Below are 19,041 nucleotides of genomic sequence, written 5' to 3'. Positions count from 1 at the left end.
TAGGCGTCATGTCCTCGTATCGGGGGGCGATTCCTTCCTGGTGGGACATGGACGTCTGGCGCATCTGGGGTCTCCTGGTCCGGTGCGGGGCGGCGGTGCTGACGGAGTCAGTGCAGCAGGCGCCGGCGGCCGGGGGCAACCGAATTGTGGGGCGGCGGGCTCGTGGGGAACTGGAGCGCGGGGTACCGGAGCGCGGGGTACCGGCGACCGGACAGGGAACGCGGAAGGGGCCCGGCCGATGTGCCCGGCCGGGCCCCCTCCACGTGCGTAAGGCCGGAGATCAGGCCTTGGTCTCCCAGAAGATCCGGTCGATCTCGGCGATGAGTTCCAGCGCCTTCTCGCCCGTCTTCGGGTCCGTCGAGCCCTTGGCGGCCGACAGGGCCTTCAGGGTGTCGTTCACCAGCGTGTGCAGCTGCGGGTACTTCTCGAAGTGCGGCGGCTTGAAGTAGTCGCTCCACAGCACCGAGACGTGGTGCTTGGCGAGTTCGGCGCGCTGCTCCTTGATGACCGTGGCACGGGCCTGGAAGTGCGGGTCGTCGTTCGCGGCCATCTTCTCCTGTACGGCCTTGACCGACTCCGCCTCGATGCGGGCCTGGGCAGGGTCGTACACACCGCAAGGCAGGTCACAGTGGGCGCTGGCCTTGACCTTGGGGGCAAACAGGCGGGAGAGCATTGAGCTGTCCTTCCTCGTGATCGTCTTCTCAGGTGGGACATTACTCCGTGAGAGACCTGATTTCGCGAGTGCCCCCATGGGCTTAGGACAAAAGTCCGGGGTCACACTGGGACTGGTGGAGGATTGGACCGGGAGGTTGTCTGATGCCGGACACGACGGCAGACGGGCGGGAGACACGCGTGCCGTTCCAGGTGATCGAGGTCGACGGGCCGTCGATGGTGCCCACGCTGAATCCGGGGGACTGGATGCTGGTGCAGCACGGCGCGCGGGTGCGGCCCGGTGACGTGGTGATTCTGCGGCATCCGCTGCAGCAGGACCTGTTGGTGGTCAAGCGCGCGGTCGAGCGGCGGGACGGCGGCTGGTGGGTCCTCGGCGACAATCCGTACAACACGGGCGGCGACAGCAACGTCTACGGGGTGGTTCCGGAGGATCTCGTGCTCGCCCGGGTGCGGGTCCGCTTCCGGCCGCTCGGCGCGTTCCGCAGGGACCGGGAGGCGATGGGCAGGCGTCAGCTGTCCCCGGCCGCGCTGGTCTCCTGGACCTTGTCGGCGGTGCGGCCCGTGCTCGCCGAGCGCTCGCTCTCCAGGCGCTTGCGCGCGCGGTAGGCCGCCACGTTCGCGCGGGTCGCGCAGCGGTCGGAGCAGTAGCGGCGGGAGCGGTTGGTCGAGGTGTCGAGGTAGGCGTTGCGGCACGGTGCCGCCTCACACAGGCCGAGCCGGTCCACGCCGAACTCGGTGAGGTGGAAGGCGAGGCCCATGGAGGCGATCGCCGCGTAGCCCGCCGTCGCGTTGGAGGGGTGGTCGGCCAGGTGCATGTGCCACAGCGGGCGGCCGTCGTCGTCGCGGTAGTCGTGCCCTGAGATCTGCGGGCTCACCGGGAACTCCAGGAGCAGCGAGTTCAGCAGGTCGACGGCGAGGGTCTCGTCGCCGCCGTCGGCCGCCTCGAAGACCGCCCTGAGCCGCCCGCGCACCGAGCGGAAGCGCGTCACGTCCGAGTCGGTGGCGCGCCGGGCCGCCTGCTGATTGACCCCGAAGAGCTCGCGCACCGCGTCGACGGACGTCAGTGAGTCCCTGTTGCGAGCCGGCTCCTCGGTGTTGACCAGACGCACGGCATAGTCCGAGTAATAGGCCAGTTCCACTTGTAGTCCTTACGAGGGCGGGCTATCTTCGTCTACGGCTGAGGTAACAGTCGTTTTTCCATAGTGGGTGTTACCTGTCGAGGGTATTCGAGGGTAGTACGGGACGGAGGGCTTCCGGTGACGGGACCGACGGAATCGCTGCACACGCCGAACATGCCGAACGAGCTGGGCACAGCGGGCGGGACGGGCTTCGGGACCGACTGGCGTGCCTGGCAGGAGAGCTGGGACCGGCAGCAGGAGTGGTACATGCCGGACCGCGAGGAGCGGTTCCGCGTCATGCTCGACATGGTCGAGGCCCTGGCGGGACCCGAGCCGCGCGTCCTGGACCTCGCGTGCGGTACGGGAAGTATTACGGACCGCCTCCTCAAAAGGTTCCCGAAGGCCGTCAGCGTCGGCGTCGACCTCGACCCGGCCCTGCTCGCCATCGCCGAGGGCACCTTCGCGGACGACGAGAGGGCCACGTTCGTCACCGCGGACCTGAAGGACCCGGGGTGGACCGAACTGCTGCCGCACGACTCCTACGACGCCGTCCTGACGGCGACCGCCCTGCACTGGCTGTTCAGTGAGCCGCTGGCCGCGCTCTACCACCAGCTCGGCGGCCTCGTCCGTGACGGCGGCGTCTTCCTGAACGCCGACCACATGCCGGACCCCGCGACCCCGCGCATCAACGCCGCCGACCGCGAGCAGCGCCACGCCCGGCAGGCCGGCGCCAAGGCCGCGGGCGTCCTTGACTGGGCGGACTGGTGGGCGCTCGCCGCCAAGGACCCGGTGCTCGCCGAGCCCACGGCCAAGCGGTTCGCGATCTACGGAGAGCACGCCGACGGCGACACCCCGCCCGCCGAGTGGCACGCCCGCACCCTCCGGGAGGCGGGTTTCGCCGAGGCCCGCGCCGTGTGGGCATCGCCGTCGGACGCGATGGTCCTCGCGGTGAAGTAGGGCGTTCACGCGGCTACGTAGATTCACGCGCCTACGTAGAGGGGCGGTACGGATCGACGATCCGTACCGCCCCTCTACGTAGAGTGCCCTCACAGAGTCTTCGCTGCCGGGTCTGCGCTACCGGGCCTCTACAGGACCTTCGACAGGAACGACTTCGTCCGCTCGTGCTGCGGATCGGTCAGGACGTCGCGGGGGTTGCCCGACTCGACGACCACGCCGCCGTCCATGAAGACGAGGCTGTCGCCGACCTCGCGCGCGAAGCCCATCTCGTGCGTGACGACGACCATCGTCATGCCGGACTCGGCGAGGTCGCGCATGACGTCGAGGACGTCACCGACCAGCTCCGGGTCGAGCGCGGACGTCGGCTCGTCGAACAGCATCAGCTTCGGGTCCATCGCGAGCGCGCGGGCGATGGCCACGCGCTGCTGCTGGCCGCCGGACAGCTGCGAGGGGTAGTTCTTCGCCTTGTCGGCGAGCCCGACCCGCTCCAGGAGCTGTCCCGCGCGCTCCCGCGCCGCCGCCTTGGACTGGCCCTTGACCTGGACCGGCGCCTCCATGACGTTCTCCAGCGCCGTCATGTGCGGGAACAGGTTGAAGCGCTGGAAGACCATGCCGATGTCCCGGCGCTTCAGGGCGACCTCGCTGTCCTTCAGCTCGTACAGCTTGTCGCCCTTCTGGCGATAGCCGACCAGCTCTCCGTCGACGTAAAGGCGCCCGGCGTTGATCTTCTCCAGGTGGTTGATGCAGCGCAGGAACGTCGACTTGCCGGAGCCGGACGGGCCGATGAGGCAGAACACCTCGCCGGACTTGACCTCAAGGTCGATGCCCTTGAGGACTTCTACGTGGCCGAACGACTTGTGGACGTTCTCGGCCTTCACCATGGCGGTCATCGGACGCCTCCACTGCGGTTGCCGAGCGACAGCATGTTGGCCTTGATCTTCATCCAAGGCGTGTCAGGGAGCGCGCGCGAGGAGCCGCGCGCGTAGTAGCGCTCCAGGTAGAACTGGCCGACGCTGAGGATCGAGGTCATGATCAGGTACCAGGTGGCGGCGAGGAGCAGGGTCTCCACCGTGGCGCCCGACGAGGTGCCGATGTCCTGGGCGTACCTGAGGAGCTCGTAGTACTGCACGGCCGCGACCAGCGACGTCGTCTTCAGCATGTTGATGACTTCGTTGCCCGTCGGCGGCACGATCACGCGCATCGCCTGCGGGATGATGATGCGGCGCAGCGTCTTGTTGTGGCTCATGCCGAGCGCCTGCGAGGCCTCCGTCTGGCCCTCGTCGACCGAGAGCAGACCGGCGCGGCAGATCTCCGCCATGTACGCGGCCTCGTTCAGGCCGAGGCCGAGCAGCGCCGTCAGGAACGGGGTCATGAAGTCCGACCACTCGTCCTGGTAGATCGGGCCCAGGTTGATGTACTCGAACACGAAGCCCAGGTTGAACCAGACGAAGAGCTGGACCAGGACCGGCGTGCCGCGGAAGAACCAGATGTAGAACCACGCGATCGACGAGGTCACCGGGTTCTTCGAGAGACGCATCACCGACAGGACCACGCCGCCCACGACGCCGATGAGCATCGAGAGGACCGTGAGGATCAGGGTCTCGCGGACACCCTTGAGGATGCGCTCGTCGAAGAAATTGTCGGGGATGGCGTTCCAGTTGATGTCGCCCTGGGAGAAGGCGTAGACGATCGCGCCCAGCACGCCGATGGCGAGGACGGCCGCCACATAGCGGCCGTAGTGCCGCACGGGGATGGCTCTGATGGCTTCAGGAGCGGCGCGTGGCGGCTCGTCCTGGGGGCCGGGCGAACCCGACTTGGTGATGTCCGTTGTCACGGGTCTTGCCTTTCAGCGACGAGGGGTGCGACGGGATGCGGTCACGCGACGGTCACTTGCCGCCGTTGACCTTGGCTTCCTTGACCGCGCCGTCCTCGACGCCCCACTTCTTGATGATCTGCTCGTACTGGCCGTTCGCGATGATCGCGTTCAGCGCGGCCTTGATGGCGTCGCGCAGCTTGGGGTTGTCCTTGGAGATCGCGATGCCGTACGGGGCGGCCTCGACCTGCTCGCCCACCAGCTCGAAGTCCTTGCCGCCGCCGGACGTCTTCACCGCGTACGCCGCGACCGGGAAGTCCGAGGAGCCCGCGTCCGCGCCACCGGAGCGCAGTCGCGTCTGGGCCTGCTGGTCGTTGTCGAAGGACTCGATGGCGATCTTCTTGCCGCCCTTGCACTTCTTCGACTCGGCCTTGGCCATGTCGTGCGAGACCGTGCCGCGCTGCACCACGATCTTCTTGCCGCACAGGTCCGACCAGCTCTCGATGCCCTGGGTCTCGCCCTTCTTGGTGTAGATCGAGACACCGGCGGTGAAGTAGTCGACGAAGTCGACGCCCTTGCCGACCTTCTTGCCGGTCTCCTCGTCGATGCCCTCCTGACGGTTCTTGGTGTCCGTCATGGCCGACATCGCGAGGTGGTAGCGCTTGGAGCGCAGACCGCCGAGGAGGGTGTCGAAGGTGCCGTTGTCGAACTGGAACTCCACGCCGAGCTGCTTGCCCATGGCGTCGGCGATGTCCGGGTCGATGCCGACCGTCTTGCCGTCCTTGTCCTTGAACTCGACCGGCGGGTAGGCGATGTCCGAGCCGACCTTGATGACGCCCTTGTTGCGCACGTCCGCGGGGAGCATGTCGGACAGGGGAGCGCTGACGACCTTCTTGCCGCCGTCGTCCTTCTTGTTGTCCCGCTGGTCGCCGCAGCCGGTCAGGAGCAGCGTTCCGGCGACCGCGATCGCGCCGACAGCGACGATCCGGGACTTCGCGGACTTCGCAGCGGTCGTGCGACGAGTGGTGCCTGCGGTCATAGGGGTCCTCCGGCGGATGGGAGAGCAGCCAGGTGTCGTTTCAAGGGGTCGTGCACACACCTTCGGGTGTCGCGACCTCGTGTGATGGTGCATCTTGCCATTCGGACTGCCCGATTCTGGGGGCTGGAGATGTCAAAATCGGATAACGGGCGTTCGGCGAACCCCAACAGGCCGGTACCTCTGGGGCATTGGGGCCCGCGGGCGAAGGGGTGCCAACCACTGGATAACCACCCAATCTCGCTATGTGGACCCGCCGAACGGGCTTATGCCGTATAAGCGGACATATTCGCTGTGACCTTGAGCCTTTCTCACGCCCTTCCTGAGCCCGAAACCTGCCGTTCGTATGGGACTGCGACAGATATGGCTCGTCGGCGGCAGGAAGCATCCGGTAGAAAAGACGGTTACACCCCTCATCCGGGGCCAGGGCGCGTGTGCGGCGCGCCCGCGCGTCCGTTACGTGCCTCACGTACCGCTTCGCCGACAGGCGGAGGGCCAGGGCCGACAGGCCCGTGGTCGCGAGCCGGACGCGGTTCCCGCCCCACTTCTCCACCAGGAAGTGGTCCACCCTCAACCATGAATACTTAAGGGGTCAGACACAGTGGCAGCGGAGATCGTCAATCCTCGCAGCGACAGCGGTACGCATACCGGGAACGAAGGCGCCGACGAGCCCTTCGATCCGGCCTTCGCCCTGCATCGAGGCGGCAAGATGGCCGTCCAGGCAACCGTGCCGGTGCGCGACAAGGACGACCTGTCCCTCGCGTACACGCCCGGCGTGGCGAAGGTGTGCAGCGCCATCGCGGAGCAGCCGGAACTCGTCCATGACTACACCTGGAAGTCGAACGTCGTCGCCGTCGTCACCGACGGCACCGCCGTGCTCGGCCTCGGTGACATCGGGGCGGAGGCCTCCCTTCCGGTCATGGAGGGCAAGGCCATCCTCTTCAAGCAGTTCGGCGGCGTCGACGCGGTGCCGATCGCGCTCGGCACCACCGACACGGACGAGATCATCGACACCGTGGTGCGGCTCGCGCCCTCCTTCGGCGGGGTGAACCTGGAGGACATCTCCGCGCCGCGCTGCTTCGAGATCGAGCGGCGGCTCCAGGAGCGGCTCGACATCCCGGTCTTCCACGACGACCAGCACGGCACGGCGGTCGTCACTCTGGCCGCCCTGCGCAACGCGGCGCGGCTGACCGACCGGACCCTCGGCGACCTGCGCGCCGTGATCTCCGGCGCGGGCGCGGCGGGCGTGGCCATCGCGAAGTTCCTCCTGGAGGCCGGGCTCGGCGACGTGGCGGTCGCGGACCGCAAGGGCATCGTCAGCCGGGACCGGGACGACCTGACACCGGTCAAGCGGGAGCTCGCGGAGCTCACCAACGAGGCCGGGCTCAGCGGCTCCCTGGAGAGCGCCCTCGCCGGTGCGGACGTGTTCATCGGCGTTTCCGGCGGCACGGTCCCCGAGGCCGCCGTGGCCTCCATGGCCCCGAACTCCTTCGTGTTCGCCATGGCCAACCCGAACCCCGAGGTGCACCCGGACGTCGCCCACAAGTACGCCGCCGTGGTGGCGACGGGCCGCTCGGACTACCCGAACCAGATCAACAACGTCCTCGCCTTCCCGGGCATCTTCGCGGGCGCCCTCCAGGTGCGCGCCTCCCGGATCACCGAGGGCATGAAGATCGCCGCGGCCGACGCGCTGGCCGGGGTCGTCGGGGACGAGCTGTCCGCCGCGTACGTGATCCCGTCGCCGTTCGACGAGCGGGTGGCCCCGGCGGTGACCGCGGCGGTGGCCGCGGCGGCGCGGGCCGAGGGGGTCGCGCGGCGCTGAGCTGCGGGGCGCGCGGGGCGCGGGTGCGCGCGGGTTGCCGGTGCGCGCGGGCGTGGCGGTGCGGCTCTCCGCCGGGCGCCTGCGCGCCGATGTGCTGTTCGCCGGGTGCGGTGCGGTGGGAGATGTTCCGCCGCGCCGCACCCGGCGGTGCGTTGTGCCCTGGCTGGGGGAGGGGGGGTGGGCTTCACGGCGGGAGGGGGTGGTGGCGGCTGCTCGTGGTGGTGCCTGTCCCGTGGTGGTGTCTGCCTCGTGGTGGTGCCTGTCCAGTGGTGGTGCCTGTCCACGGTGGTGCCTGCCTCGTGGTGGTGCCTGCCCCGTGGTGGTGCCTGTCCACGGTGGTGCCTGCCTCGCGGTGGTGCCCGCCCAGCGGTCGTGCCTGTTCCGGCTCCTGGCGGGGCGGGAGGGCCTCGGCTCAGGGGGCGCGGACCCCGGGGGTGCGGACCCCGCGGGAGCGGCAGGTGGGCGGCGGCGCCCCGGCCCGGGGGGGCGCGAAACGCGGTACGGCTCACACCTGGACCCCGTTCCTAAGGCCTTGGGGCCCGGCTACGGTCAGCGCCATGTTCGCTGCCTACGCCGCCCGCATCGACCGCGACCGCCCGCTCGACGGCCTTGAGCTCGGAGAGCGCCCCGCCCCGGAGGCGCGCCCCGGCTGGTCGACCGTGAACGTCAGGGCCGCCTCCCTCAACCACCACGACCTGTGGTCCCTGCGCGGAGTCGGCCTCGACGACGACAAGCTGCCCATGATCCTGGGCTGTGACGCCGCGGGCGTCGACGAGGACGGCAACGAGGTCGTCCTGCACTCCGTCGTCGGCCAGTCCGGCCACGGCGTCGGGCCGCGCGAGCGGCGCACCATCCTCACCGAGAAGTACCAGGGCACCTTCGCCGAACAGGTCTCCGTGCCGACCTGGAACATCCTGCCCAAGCCCCGGGAACTCTCCTTCGCCGAGGCCGCCTGCCTGCCCACGGCCTGGCTCACCGCCTACCGCATGCTCTTCACCAACGCCGGGGTGCGCCCCGGCGACTCCGTCCTCGTCCAGGGCGCGGGCGGCGGCGTGGCGACGGCCGCGATCGTGCTCGGCAAGGCGGCGGGCCTGAAGGTCTTCGCCACCAGCCGCGACGAGGCCAAGCGCAAGCGCGCCCTTGAGCTCGGCGCGGTGGAGGCAGTGCCGTCCGGGGCGCGGCTGCCGCAGCGGGTCGACGCGGTCATCGAGACCGTCGGCGCCGCCACCTGGTCCCACTCGATCAAGTCGCTGCGGCCGGGCGGCACCCTGGTGATCTCGGGCGCCACGAGCGGCGACCGCCCCTCGCACGCCGAGCTGACCCGGATCTTCTTCCTGGAGCTGAAGGTCGTGGGTTCCACGATGGGCACCAAGGACGAGCTGGAGGACCTGCTCTCCTTCTGCGCCACCACCGGTGTGCGCCCCGTCATCGACGAGGTGCTGCCGCTGGACCGCGCCCGCGAGGGCTTCGCCCGCCTGGAGGCGGGTGAACAGTTCGGCAAGATCGTGCTGACGGTCTGACCCTTTCCGGGGCTGGCCTGCCCGGACTGCCTCGTCGGTGCTTGTCGGGCTTGTCGGGGTTGCCTCGCCGGGATTGCCTTCCTGGGGGGCTTCCCGGGGCGGGCTTCCCGCGCCGCTCCGCGAGGACTCCGTTCTCACGACTGCCCTGTGCGGCCTCCCGTGTCAATCATGGTTGACACGGGAGGGGCGTCAACCTACGTTGACATGCATGACCGAAGCAACGGATCTCGCCGAGCGCGCGGGCGACCGCGATCCACGGGTCGGGCTGCGAGCCGTCTCCGCGCTGCGGCGCCTGGTGGAACAGCTCGAGGCCGTGCAGGTGCGCAGCGCGCGCCAGCAGGGCTGGTCGTGGCAGGAGATCGCCGCCGAACTCGGAGTGAGCAGGCAGGCCGTGCACAAGAAATACGGGAGGCAGTGATGTTCGAGCGCTTCACCAGAAGTGCCCGGGACGTGGTGACCGGTGCGGTCGAGCACGCCGCGCGGGCCGGTGCCGACTCCATCGACGAGGGCCATCTCCTCCTGTCCCTTCTTGACCGCCGCGCCAGCCGCGCATCCTTCGCCCTGGCGGCGCTCGGCGCCGACCGCCGCCGCGGGGAGATCGCCCAGGCCCTGGCCGACGCCCGCCGCCGGGGCGGCCTCACCCAGGCCGATACCGAGGCGCTGGCCGGGCTCGGCATCGACGTCGAGCAGATCGTCGCCCGCGTCGAGCAGACCCATGGCGCGGGGGTCCTGGCGAGTGCCGAGGCCGGGCGGGGGCGCAAGGGCCTCGGGGCCCGGTTCGGCCACCGGGGCTTCACCCGGGATGCCAAGGGTGCCCTGGAGGCGGCTCTCCGGATCGCCACGGCTCGCCGTGAGCGCGTCATCGGCGATCAGCACATCCTGCTCGCCCTGACGAGCCGCCCCGGGATCGTGGCGGAGGTCCTGGCGGACCGGGGGGTGACACGGGAGGCGCTGGACCGAGTGCTGACCTAGCGCGTCGCGGGCCCTGAGTCGCGGGCCCTGACCGGCTCGCGCTAGTGCGTCCCCCAAGGGCCGTGCCGCGCGGGTTCCCCGGAGTGTGCCACGGGCCACCGGTTTCCCCGCGCTCGGCCGGGGCGGGCCGAGGCGCGGGGAGCACCGCACCGCTCCCGGGGCGGGGAGCGGCGGGAGCGCGTCGGTTACGCCTTCGGGGTGTGCAAGGCCGCCGTGATGTGGGCCGCCGCCTCCGAAAGGCGGCGGCGGGCCTCACGGAGCTGGTCCTCGGAGACCCCATGGTCACGGGCCGCGTCACGGACGTCGTCACGGAGGCGGTCCAGGAGCCGCTCCAGGTCGCGCGCGGGGTCATCGCCCACGGCGTCCTCGTGGGCCCAGTCCGGCAGATACTCCACCGGCACCTCGTCCCCCGTCTCCATGAAGACGGGGCCCGGCTCCGATGCCTTGCCGTGCGTCTTGTCGCGGTCTGCGCGGTCCGCGCGGTCCGTGTCGCGGGAGCCTCCGGACTTGGTGGAGCCCCCGGACTTCCTGGACGCTCCGGAGCCGCCGAAGCCGAAGTCGGCCACGAAGTCCTTCGCGAACTCCTTCCCGAAGTCCTTGCCGAGGTCCTTCCCGAACTCCCGCCCGAACTCGCCGACCTCCCTGGCCAGATCGGCGATGCCCTCACGCACCCCGGTCGGCCAGTCGCCGTGAGCGAGGTGGTCCTGCACCTGGTCCTGCACCCGCTTGGCCATGCGCTGCCACTCCTCCCGCGCTTCCTCGCGCGCCCGCTCCTGGGCGTCCCGCGCCTGGCGGCGGGCACGCTGTGCCTCCTCGCGGGCCCGGCGGCTCTCGTCCTTCGCGCGCCGCGCCTGCTCCTTCCACTCCTGCCGCGCCCGCCGGAACTCCTCCTTGGCCTGGCGCCAGCCGTCGCTGTCCGTCCAGGGGGCGCCGCCCTCGAAGACGTCCCCGGCGGCGGAGAACGCCCCGGACCTGCCCGCGCCGCGCACCTGCTGGGTGGCGGCCCGCAGCTCGCGGCGCAGCTCGCCCGCCGCGCCCTGGACGCCGTCGCGGATCTCGGCGGCCAGTTCGGCGACCGACTCGCGGATCTCCAGTTCCAGGTCGGCCAGCTCGCCGCTGCGGTTGGCCAGCTCGGCGCGGCCCGCGTCCGTGATGGCGTAGACCTTGCGGCCGCCCTCCGTGGTGTGGGTGACCAGGCCCTCCGCCTCCAACTTGGCGAGGCGTGGATACACGGTGCCCGCCGAAGGCGCGTACAGCCCCTGGAAGCGCTCTTCGAGGAGGCGGATCACCTCATAGCCGTGGCGCGGGGCCTCGTCCAGGAGCTTGAGCAGATACAGGCGCAGGCGGCCGTGAGCGAACACGGGGGGCATCTCAGAGCACCTTCTTGTCGGTCGGGGCGTCGGTGGCGTTATCCGCCTCCGGGTCGCTGATCGGGGCTGGGGGCGTGGCATCGGCCGGGGGCGTGGCGTCCGCCGGAGCGGCGTGCCGCTCGGGCTCGCCGGTCTCAGCGGATTCGCTGGTCCCGTCGGTCTCACCGGTCTCACCGGTCTCGTGCCGATCTTCCTCCACCGGCGGCCTGCGCAGGAGCGCGATGGAGCCGGATACGGTCTTCGCCTTCAGCTGCCCACCGCCGGAGCCCAGCGTGCCCGTGATCTTCTGTGCGCCCCAGTGGCCGCTGACCTCAAGGTCCTCGAAGTCGCTGGAGACCGACCCGCTGGCGCTGTCCGCCTCCACCTCCGCGTGCCCCGAGTGGGGCAGCCGGATGGCGATCTCGCCCGAGAAGCTGGTCAGCCCGATGTCGAGCGGGCTGCCGTCCGGGTCCAGGTCGACGATCATCGAGCCGCTCACCGATTCGGCCCGAACGGAGGACACCGCACCCTCGAAAATCGTCAGGTCACCCGTGACCGACTGGAACCGCAGGTCACCGGTGACGCCTTGCGCCTCGACGCTGCCGGAGACCGACTCGGTGCGGACGGCGCCCGAGAGGCCGACGAGCGTGGTGTCACCCCAGACGTTCCGCACCTCCGCGCTCTCCTCGATGCCCGAGACCACGGTGCCCGCGCCGATCGCGCCCACGTCGACACGGGTCCCGGACGGGACGGCGAGGGAGATGACCGCCTTGCGGCGCACGCTCTCGGGGTCGAGCCACTCGAGGAGGCCCTTCCATGACGTGTCGTCGTACGCGACGGACAGGGTGCCGCCGGTCTGCCGCACGTGGAGCGGAGGGCCCGAGATCTCGGACACCTCAAGGCGGGCCGCGTCCTCGGCTGTGCCCACGATGTTCACCGTCCCGGTCACGACGCGGACGCGCAGCGTCGTCACAGGCGCGTCGAACGTCAGCTTCCGGGGTTCGGTGACGGACCACTCTGGCATGGTGGCGGACCTCCTTGAGCGGGTCGGACACGACGCGCCATATCGCGTCTCCCGTCACACGATATATCGCGGATACGGAAAGTCAAGAGCTGTCTCCAGTCTGGATATCGAGATCTATCGCTTCTCCTGTCGCGCGAGCCAGGGGTCCGTGCGCTAAACATCCGCCTTTGTCCTAGCGTGGGTCCATGCCATCCGAGTCGAACCCCGCCCCCGGCGCCCCCGAATCCAACGGCTTTCCCGGTCGCGTTCCCGGCCGCGCCGACCTCACGGGCTCCGGTGACGCGGCAGCCTCCGCCGACCCCAGCGCCGCCGCGGCCGCTGCCCCCGCCGCGGCCGCGTCGGCCGGCGCGGTGCTGCTCTGCCGGGCGCGGCCGGACTCCGTCGAGAACGCCGCCCAACTGCTGCGCGAGCGGATGCTGCTCGCTCCCGCGGGCCCGGAGTGGAGCGTGCTCGTACCCGAGGGCAAGCCGTGGCTCGATGGCGGCGAGCCGGTCGACCGCGTGCTCACCGGCTGGGCCACGGCCCTCGCCGTCGGCTCTTCCTGGCCGGTCCTGGCGCTGTGGTGGGACGCCGACCGCTCCGGCTACACGCTCGCGGCGGGCTTCCGGCGGACGGTCGGCTATGTGTGGCTGGCGAACGGCACCCCGGTCGGCGAGGACGAGGCGATGCGCACGTTCGCCGCCCGCCTCGGCCTCGACCCGGTGCTCGACATGCAGTCCCTGGACGCCCTGGCCCGGCCCGACTCGGAGGCCGACGCGCGGGCCCGGATGCGAGGGCTGATCGCGGTCCTCACCCGCACCGGGGTCGACCTGCCGCCGGGCCTCGGCCCCGGCGAACCGGCCGACCGCCTGAGGGAGGTCGCCCGCGTCGTGGACGGCGTGCGCCAGGTCGAGTGGTCGGGCTGGCGCGACGCCGTGCGCGCGGAGCTCGACGCGGTGGAGAGCGGCCCGCTCGGCCCGTGGCTGCGAGGACCGCGGGCGCGGGTCCTCGCGGGCGCGCAACTCGCCGCCGGGGTCCCGCTCCTCGCGTGGTCGCTGCGGCGGCGCGGCGGGGGCGGCTGGGCGGTCGCCGGGCTCGTCCTCGTGGGACACGGCCTCCTGGGACTCGCCTATGACCGCGCGCGGGACCGGGACTGACACCAGCCTCCCAGGCGCGGGGGCACCCACACAGCGCCGACCCCGCGACGATCTCGAACCTCACCGGCCTCCCACGCGCGGGGCCACCCGACCTCTCCGAAGGGCCGCCCCACCGCCCAGCGCCAGCCACGACAGCAGGGCGACCCGTTCGACTCCCGCACCCCGGCCCAGGTGACCCGTTCCGCTCCGTCACACCCTCCGGCGGCCGTGCCCCGCACCCTCCGTCCCCAGGGCGAACAGCTCCGCCCACTGCCGTGCCGTCAGGTCCTTGGGGAGCCGCGCGGGACCCAGGCGGTGGTGCCGCAGCCACTCCCGCACCGCGCGCCGCGGCAGCCGCGGGCACGCCTGGTCGACGATCTGGGGCAGCCCGCGCCCCCGGCCCGTGAACACGCGGCGCACGAGGTCCTGGTACTCCTCCAGGGCCGCGTGCTCGACCAGGGGGCGGTCCCGGCGCGTGACGGTCAGCAGGCCGCCGTCCACGGCGGGGCGCGGCCGGAACGCCGCAGAGGGGACCCGCCGGTCGAGGCCGAACGCGTACCAAGGCCACCACTGCGCCGTCATCAGCGTGGCCCCGCCGACGCCCGCGCGGCGCCGCGCGACCTCCCACTGGACCAGCAGCACCGCGTCCGTCCACGCCCGTGAGCGCAGGATGCGGCGCAGCATCGGCGTGGTCGCGTGGAAGGGCAGGTTGCCGACCAGGACGTGCGGCGCCGACGGAGCGTCGTACCGCAGGAAGTCGGCGTGGACGATCCTCGTGGACGGGCGGGTGCGGCGGGCGAGGCGCTCGGCCCGGCGGCCGTCGATCTCGACGCCTGTCAGCGGCCTGCCGAGGCCCTCCAGGGGCAGGGTGAGCGCCCCGTCGCCGGTGCCGATCTCGACGATCGGCCCCTGGGTGCGGGCCACCAGGGCGACGACGGCGTCGATGGTCTCCTGGTCGGTGAGGAAGTTCTGGCCGAGCTCATGACGGCCGTAGCGGGGCGTGGAAGGGGTGGTGCGGTGCGTGCGCACAGGAACTCCGCGGCTTCGAGGGGAGCCGGGCAGCACGAAGGACCGCCCGGCGCTGACGCGCTGGAGCGGCGGAGCGTTCCGTTCCTAGAGGCCTCGGGCGTGCTGGCACGTCCCGGAGCGACGCAGGAGAGTCCGGCCGCCGCTAACGGCGGCGGCGCCTCATCGCTGCGATGCCCGCACAAGCTGCGATTCCACACATGCGGCGCAGCGTACGTCACCCCCAAGGGCCGGGGGCAACCGTTTTTTCGGCGGCGGACGGCGCCGGGCTACTCGTCCTCGTCCTCGTCGTCGAGACGCGCGAGCCACGTGGCAAGGCGCTCCACCGGAACCTCGAAGTCCGGGTTGAGGTCCACGAACGTACGGAGCTGCTCGGCCAGCCACTCGAAGGTGACCTCCTCCTCGCCGCGCCGCTTTTCCAGCTCCTCGATGCCACGGTCGGTGAAGTACAACTCTCGCTCCTGCTGCGCGTACGTCGGGACTCTTCGCCTCATCGTAGGCCGACACGCCGGTGGGCCCGGTCCCGCGTCCACCAGGGACGCGGGACCGGGCCCACCTTCGTACGACCGAGGAGGCCGCCGGGACCCTCGCGGGCCGCCGGGGCTACGCCTCGAACACCTCGCGCACGAGCTGCTCCTGCTCGGCCTGGTGCCGCTTGGCCGAGCCGACCGCCGGGGCCGAGCCGTGCGGCCGCGAGATGCGGCGCAGGCGCTCGCCGTGCGGGATGTCGGCACCGACCGCCAGGTCCAGGTGGTCGATCAGGTTGAGGGCGATGAAGGGCCACGCGCCCTGGTTCGCCGGCTCCTCCTGGGCCCACAGGTACTTCGCGGCGTTCGGGTACTTGGCGATCTCCGCCTGGAGCTCGGCACCCGGCAGCGGGTACAGGCGCTCGATGCGGATGATCGCCGTGTCCGTCAGGCCGCGCTTCTTCCGCTCGGCGTCCAGCTCGTAGTAGAACTTGCCGGCGCAGAAGACGACCTTGCGGACGGCGTTCGCGTCCACGGACGCGTCGCCGATGACGGGGCGGAAGCCGCCCGTCGTGAACTCCTCCGTCTTCGAGGCCGCGGCCTTCAGGCGCAGCATCGACTTCGGGGTGAAGACCACCAGCGGCTTGTGGTGCGGGTTGTGCACCTGCCACCGCAGGAGGTGGAAGTAGTTCGACGGGAGGGTCGGCATCGCGACCGTCATGTTGTTCTGCGCGCACAGCTGGAGGAAGCGCTCCACGCGCGCGGAGGAGTGGTCCGGGCCCTGGCCCTCGTAGCCGTGCGGCAGCAGCAGGGTGACGCCGGACGTCTGGCCCCACTTCTGCTCGGCCGACGAGATGAACTCGTCCACCACCGTCTGGGCGCCGTTGACGAAGTCGCCGAACTGCGCCTCCCACATCACCAGGGACTCCGGGCGCGCCAGCGAGTAGCCGTACTCGAAGCCCATCGCCGCGTACTCGGAGAGCAGCGAGTCATAGGCGTTGAAGCGCGCCTGGTCCTCGGCGAGGTACAGCAGCGGCGTGTAGTCGTCGCCCGTGTTGCGGTCGATCAGGACCGCGTGGCGCTGGCCGAAGGTACCGCGGCGCGAGTCCTGGCCCGCCAGGCGGACCGGGGTGCCCTCCAGGAGCAGCGAGCCGATGGCGAGGGTCTCGCCCATGCCCCAGTCGATCGTGCCGTCCTCGACCATGGTCGCGCGGCGCTGCAGCTGGGGCAGCAGCCGCGGGTGGACGGTGACGTGCTCGGGGATGTTCACCTGGGACTCGGCGATGCGCTTGACGACCTCCTGGGAGATCGCCGTGCTGACCGCCACCGGGAACTCGGCCTGGGCCGCGGGGACCTCCGCCGGGGCGGGCTGCGAGGTGGCCTCACGGACCTCCGTGAAGACCTTCTCCAGCTGTCCCTGGTAGTCCTGCAGGGCCTGCTCGGCCTCTTCCAGGGTGATGTCGCCCCGGCCGATCAGCGACTCGGTGTACAGCTTGCGCACCGAGCGCTTCTTGTCGATCAGGTCGTACATCAGCGGCTGCGTGAACGCCGGGTTGTCGGACTCGTTGTGTCCGCGGCGGCGGTAGCAGATCAGGTCGATGACGACGTCCTTGTTGAACGCCTGGCGGAACTCGAAGGCGAGCCGCGCGACGCGGACCACGGCCTCCGGGTCGTCGCCGTTCACGTGGAAGATCGGAGCCTCGATCATCCGCGCCACGTCCGTGGAGTACATCGACGAACGCGAGGACTCCGGAGCGGCCGTGAAGCCGACCTGGTTGTTGATGACGATGTGGACCGTGCCGCCCGTGCGGTAGCCGCGCAGCTGCGACATGTTGAGCGTCTCGGCGACCACGCCCTGGCCCGCGAAGGCCGCGTCTCCGTGGAGGGCGACCGGCAGGACGGTGAAGTCCGTGCCGCCCTTGTTGATGATGTCCTGCTTGGCGCGGGCGACGCCCTCGACGATCGGGTCGACCGCCTCCAGGTGCGAGGGGTTGGCGCACAGGGAGACCTTGATCTGCTCGCCGTCCAGGCCCGTGAAGGTGCCCTCGGCGCCCAGGTGGTACTTCACGTCGCCGGAGCCGTGCATCGACTTCGGGTCGAGGTTGCCCTCGAACTCGCGGAAGATCTGCGCGTACGACTTGCCGACGATGTTCGCGAGGACGTTCAGGCGGCCGCGGTGGGCCATGCCGATGACGACCTCGTCAAGGCGCGACTCGGCGGCCGAGTCGATGACCGCGTCGAGCAGCGGGATGACGGACTCGCCGCCCTCCAGGGAGAAGCGCTTCTGGCCGACGTACTTCGTCTGCAGGAACGTCTCGAAGGCTTCAGCGGCGTTCAGGCGGCGCAGGATGCGCAGCTGCTCCTCGCGCTCCGGCTTGGCGTGCGGGCGCTCGATGCGGTCCTGCAGCCACTTGCGCTGCTTCGGGTCCTGGATGTGCATGAACTCGATGCCGGTGGTGCGGCAGTACGAGTCGCGCAGGACGCCGAGGATGTCGCGCAGGCGCATCATCGACTTGCCGGCGAAGCCGCCGACGGCGAACTCGCGCTCCAGGTCCCAGAGCGTCAGGCCGTGCTCGGTGATGTCCAGGTCCGGGTGCTTGCGCTGCTTGTACTCCAGCGGGTCCGTGTCGGCCATGACGTGGCCGCGGACGCGGTAGGAGTGGATCAGCTCGAAGACGCGCGCGGCCTTCGTGACGTCGTCGTCGTGCGAGGCGTCGATGTCCTTGAGCCAGCGGACCGGCTCGTAGGGGATGCGCAGCGCCTCGAAGATCTCGTCGTAGAAGCCGTTCTGGCCCAGGAGGAGGTTCGCGACGATCCGCAGGAACTCGCCGGAGGCGGCGCCCTGGATGACCCGGTGGTCGTACGTCGAGGTCAGCGTCATGACCTTCGAGATGCCGAGCTTGTTCAGGGTGTCCTGGGACGTGCCCTGGAACTCCGCCGGGTAGTCCATGGAGCCGACGCCCATGATCACCGACTGGCCGGGCATCAGGCGCGGCACGGAGTGGACGGTGCCGAGGCCGCCGGGGTTGGTCAGGGAGACCGTGACGCCGGTGAAGTCGTCCATCGTGAGCTTGTTGTCACGAGCACGGCGGACGATGTCCTCGTAGGCCTGCCAGAACTCGAAGAAGTTCAGGGTCTCGGCCTTCTTGATGCCCGCTACAACCAGTTGCCGGTCGCCATTGGGCTTCACGAGGTCGATGGCCAGGCCGAAGTTGACATGCTCCGGCTTGACCAGCGTCGGCTTGCCGTCCTTCTCGGCGAACGAGTAGTTCATCGACGGCATGGCCTTGATGGCCTGCACCATCGCGTACCCGATGAGGTGCGTGAAGGAGATCTTCCCGCCGCGGGCTCGCTTCAGGTGGTTGTTGATGACGATGCGGTTGTCGAACAGCAGCTTCACCGGGACGGCGCGCACGGACGTGGCCGTGGGCAGCTCCAGGGAGGCGTTCATGTTCTTCGCCACGGCCGCGGAGGGGCCGCGCAGCGTCACGTACTCCGGACCCGCGGGGGCCTCGGCGGCCGGCGCGGCCTTCGCGGGCGCGGCCTTGGCGGCCGGGGCCTTCACGGGCGCGGCGGCGGGCTTGGCGGGGGCCTTCGCGGCGGGTGCCGCGGGCGCGGGTGCGGCCGCGGGCTTCGCCGCGGGGGCGGCCGGGGCGGCTGCTGCCGCCTGGGACGTGGTGGACGCGGCCCCCGCGGCCGTGTCACCCGCCGGCTTGGCCGGAGCTGCGGCGACGGTCGCGCCTACCCCCGGCTTGTAGTCGGCGAAGAAGTCCCACCAGGCACGGTCGACCGAATTCGGGTCCTGGAGGTACTGCTGATAGATCTCGTCGACGAGCCACTCATTGGGACCGAACGCGGCAGCAGGGTTCTTGCCCTGCGCTTCTTGGTCGGTCGTGGTGCTCGAGTTACTGGGGGACTGTGGCGACACGGCGGCAACCGCCCTCTTCCGCTTCACAAGGTGATGGACAGCGGAAATAAAGGCTACGCCTCCAACCTCGTCAGGTGCAGGCCGGGCCGGTCATCCGTCGCGTAAGTCACACTGGATTGCGGGTTTCGGCGCTGTAAATGGCGGGAAACTAGCGAGGTTTGCCTACGACGCGGCGCCGCGCGGAGACCTCTCGGGTACGTCGACGCGCGGCTGCGGCCCATG

General features: G+C 70.6%; 17 protein-coding genes. 7 read left to right on the top strand and 10 right to left on the bottom strand.

The window, feature by feature from the left end; genetic code table 11:
* Positions 1-280: 280 nt before the first annotated feature.
* Positions 281-673, bottom strand: coding sequence for a superoxide dismutase, Ni (sodN, locus tag AC07A4_RS00595; protein ID WP_478591005.1), 393 nt, complete (start codon positions 671-673; stop codon positions 281-283).
* A 143-nt stretch (positions 674-816) separates the two neighbouring features.
* Here sodN and sodX point away from each other — a divergent pair, with 143 nt between their 5' ends.
* Positions 817-1,278, top strand: a complete 462-nt coding sequence (gene sodX, locus AC07A4_RS00590; RefSeq protein WP_478591003.1) for a nickel-type superoxide dismutase maturation protease — start codon at positions 817-819, stop codon at positions 1,276-1,278.
* Here sodX and AC07A4_RS00585 read toward each other — a convergent pair.
* A complete protein-coding gene (locus AC07A4_RS00585) occupies positions 1,182-1,811 on the bottom strand; it encodes a CGNR zinc finger domain-containing protein (RefSeq protein ID WP_478591000.1) in 630 nt (209 codons plus the stop codon). The two genes, sodX and AC07A4_RS00585, sit on opposite strands and share 97 nt — an antisense overlap.
* Before the next feature lie 153 nt (positions 1,812-1,964).
* Between AC07A4_RS00585 and AC07A4_RS00580 the strand changes: the two genes are divergently transcribed.
* On the top strand, positions 1,965-2,747 hold the full coding sequence (locus AC07A4_RS00580; protein WP_478592811.1) for a class I SAM-dependent methyltransferase: 783 nt from the start codon (positions 1,965-1,967) through the stop codon (positions 2,745-2,747).
* A 128-nt stretch (positions 2,748-2,875) separates the two neighbouring features.
* Here AC07A4_RS00580 and AC07A4_RS00575 read toward each other — a convergent pair whose 3' ends face one another.
* Genes AC07A4_RS00575 through AC07A4_RS00565 form a run of 3 tightly spaced genes read right to left on the bottom strand, consistent with a single transcriptional unit; the run spans position 2,876 to position 5,599 of the window.
* Positions 2,876-3,637, bottom strand: coding sequence for an amino acid ABC transporter ATP-binding protein (locus AC07A4_RS00575; protein WP_478590998.1), 762 nt, complete (start codon positions 3,635-3,637; stop codon positions 2,876-2,878).
* Entirely contained in the window at positions 3,634-4,581 is a 948-nt protein-coding gene (locus AC07A4_RS00570; RefSeq protein WP_478590995.1) for an amino acid ABC transporter permease, read from the bottom strand. Before AC07A4_RS00570 ends, AC07A4_RS00575 begins: the two co-directional genes overlap by 4 nt.
* Positions 4,582-4,633: 52 nt before the next feature.
* Positions 4,634-5,599, bottom strand: a complete 966-nt coding sequence (locus AC07A4_RS00565) for an ABC transporter substrate-binding protein (RefSeq protein WP_478590992.1) — start codon at positions 5,597-5,599, stop codon at positions 4,634-4,636.
* Positions 5,600-6,197: 598 nt separating this feature from the next.
* Here AC07A4_RS00565 and AC07A4_RS00560 point away from each other — a divergent pair.
* The 4 genes from AC07A4_RS00560 (at position 6,198) to AC07A4_RS00545 (ending at position 9,910) form a co-directional block, all read left to right on the top strand.
* Positions 6,198-7,418 (top strand): NAD(P)-dependent malic enzyme, encoded by a 1,221-nt coding sequence (locus AC07A4_RS00560; protein ID WP_478590989.1) that lies wholly within the window; start codon positions 6,198-6,200, stop codon positions 7,416-7,418.
* Between the two features lie 557 nt (positions 7,419-7,975).
* Complete coding sequence (locus AC07A4_RS00555; protein WP_478590987.1) at positions 7,976-8,938, top strand: zinc-binding dehydrogenase; 963 nt, start codon at positions 7,976-7,978, stop codon at positions 8,936-8,938.
* A gap of 208 nt (positions 8,939-9,146) precedes the next feature.
* Positions 9,147-9,356, top strand: coding sequence for a helix-turn-helix domain-containing protein (locus AC07A4_RS00550; RefSeq protein WP_478590984.1), 210 nt, complete (start codon positions 9,147-9,149; stop codon positions 9,354-9,356).
* Entirely contained in the window at positions 9,356-9,910 is a 555-nt protein-coding gene (locus AC07A4_RS00545) for a Clp protease N-terminal domain-containing protein (RefSeq protein WP_478590982.1), read from the top strand. The genes AC07A4_RS00550 and AC07A4_RS00545 overlap by 1 nt, the downstream gene beginning before the upstream one ends.
* 185 nt (positions 9,911-10,095) lie before the next feature.
* Here AC07A4_RS00545 and AC07A4_RS00540 read toward each other — a convergent pair whose 3' ends face one another.
* A complete protein-coding gene (locus AC07A4_RS00540; protein ID WP_478590980.1) occupies positions 10,096-11,280 on the bottom strand; it encodes a PadR family transcriptional regulator in 1,185 nt (394 codons plus the stop codon).
* A gap of 1 nt (position 11,281) precedes the next feature.
* Positions 11,282-12,283, bottom strand: coding sequence for a DUF4097 family beta strand repeat-containing protein (locus tag AC07A4_RS00535; RefSeq protein ID WP_478590977.1), 1,002 nt, complete (start codon positions 12,281-12,283; stop codon positions 11,282-11,284).
* 185 nt (positions 12,284-12,468) lie between these two features.
* Here AC07A4_RS00535 and AC07A4_RS00530 point away from each other — a divergent pair, with 185 nt between their 5' ends.
* Positions 12,469-13,419, top strand: coding sequence for a hypothetical protein (locus tag AC07A4_RS00530; protein WP_478590974.1), 951 nt, complete (start codon positions 12,469-12,471; stop codon positions 13,417-13,419).
* 189 nt (positions 13,420-13,608) lie between these two features.
* On the opposite strand, the gene erm is transcribed toward AC07A4_RS00530, so the two are convergent.
* The 3 genes from erm to AC07A4_RS00515 all read right to left on the bottom strand — a co-directional run bounded on the left by erm (position 13,609) and on the right by AC07A4_RS00515 (position 18,819).
* Positions 13,609-14,427 carry a 23S ribosomal RNA methyltransferase Erm gene (gene erm / locus AC07A4_RS00525; RefSeq protein WP_478590972.1) on the bottom strand — a complete coding sequence of 273 codons (819 nt, stop codon included), beginning with the start codon at positions 14,425-14,427 and terminating at the stop codon, positions 13,609-13,611.
* Between the two features lie 266 nt (positions 14,428-14,693).
* Positions 14,694-14,876 (bottom strand): DUF6104 family protein, encoded by a 183-nt coding sequence (locus tag AC07A4_RS00520; protein ID WP_003961784.1) that lies wholly within the window; start codon positions 14,874-14,876, stop codon positions 14,694-14,696.
* Between the two features lie 151 nt (positions 14,877-15,027).
* Positions 15,028-18,819: a multifunctional oxoglutarate decarboxylase/oxoglutarate dehydrogenase thiamine pyrophosphate-binding subunit/dihydrolipoyllysine-residue succinyltransferase subunit gene (locus AC07A4_RS00515; protein WP_478590971.1), complete on the bottom strand. Its 3,792-nt coding sequence runs from the start codon at positions 18,817-18,819 to the stop codon at positions 15,028-15,030.
* Positions 18,820-19,041: the final 222 nt, after the last annotated feature.

The sequence above is a fragment of the Streptomyces sp. NPDC043996 genome (assembly GCF_056435225.1).
The sequence above is the reverse complement of the archived record's forward strand: the minus strand, read 5'-3'. Positions and strand labels throughout refer to the sequence as shown.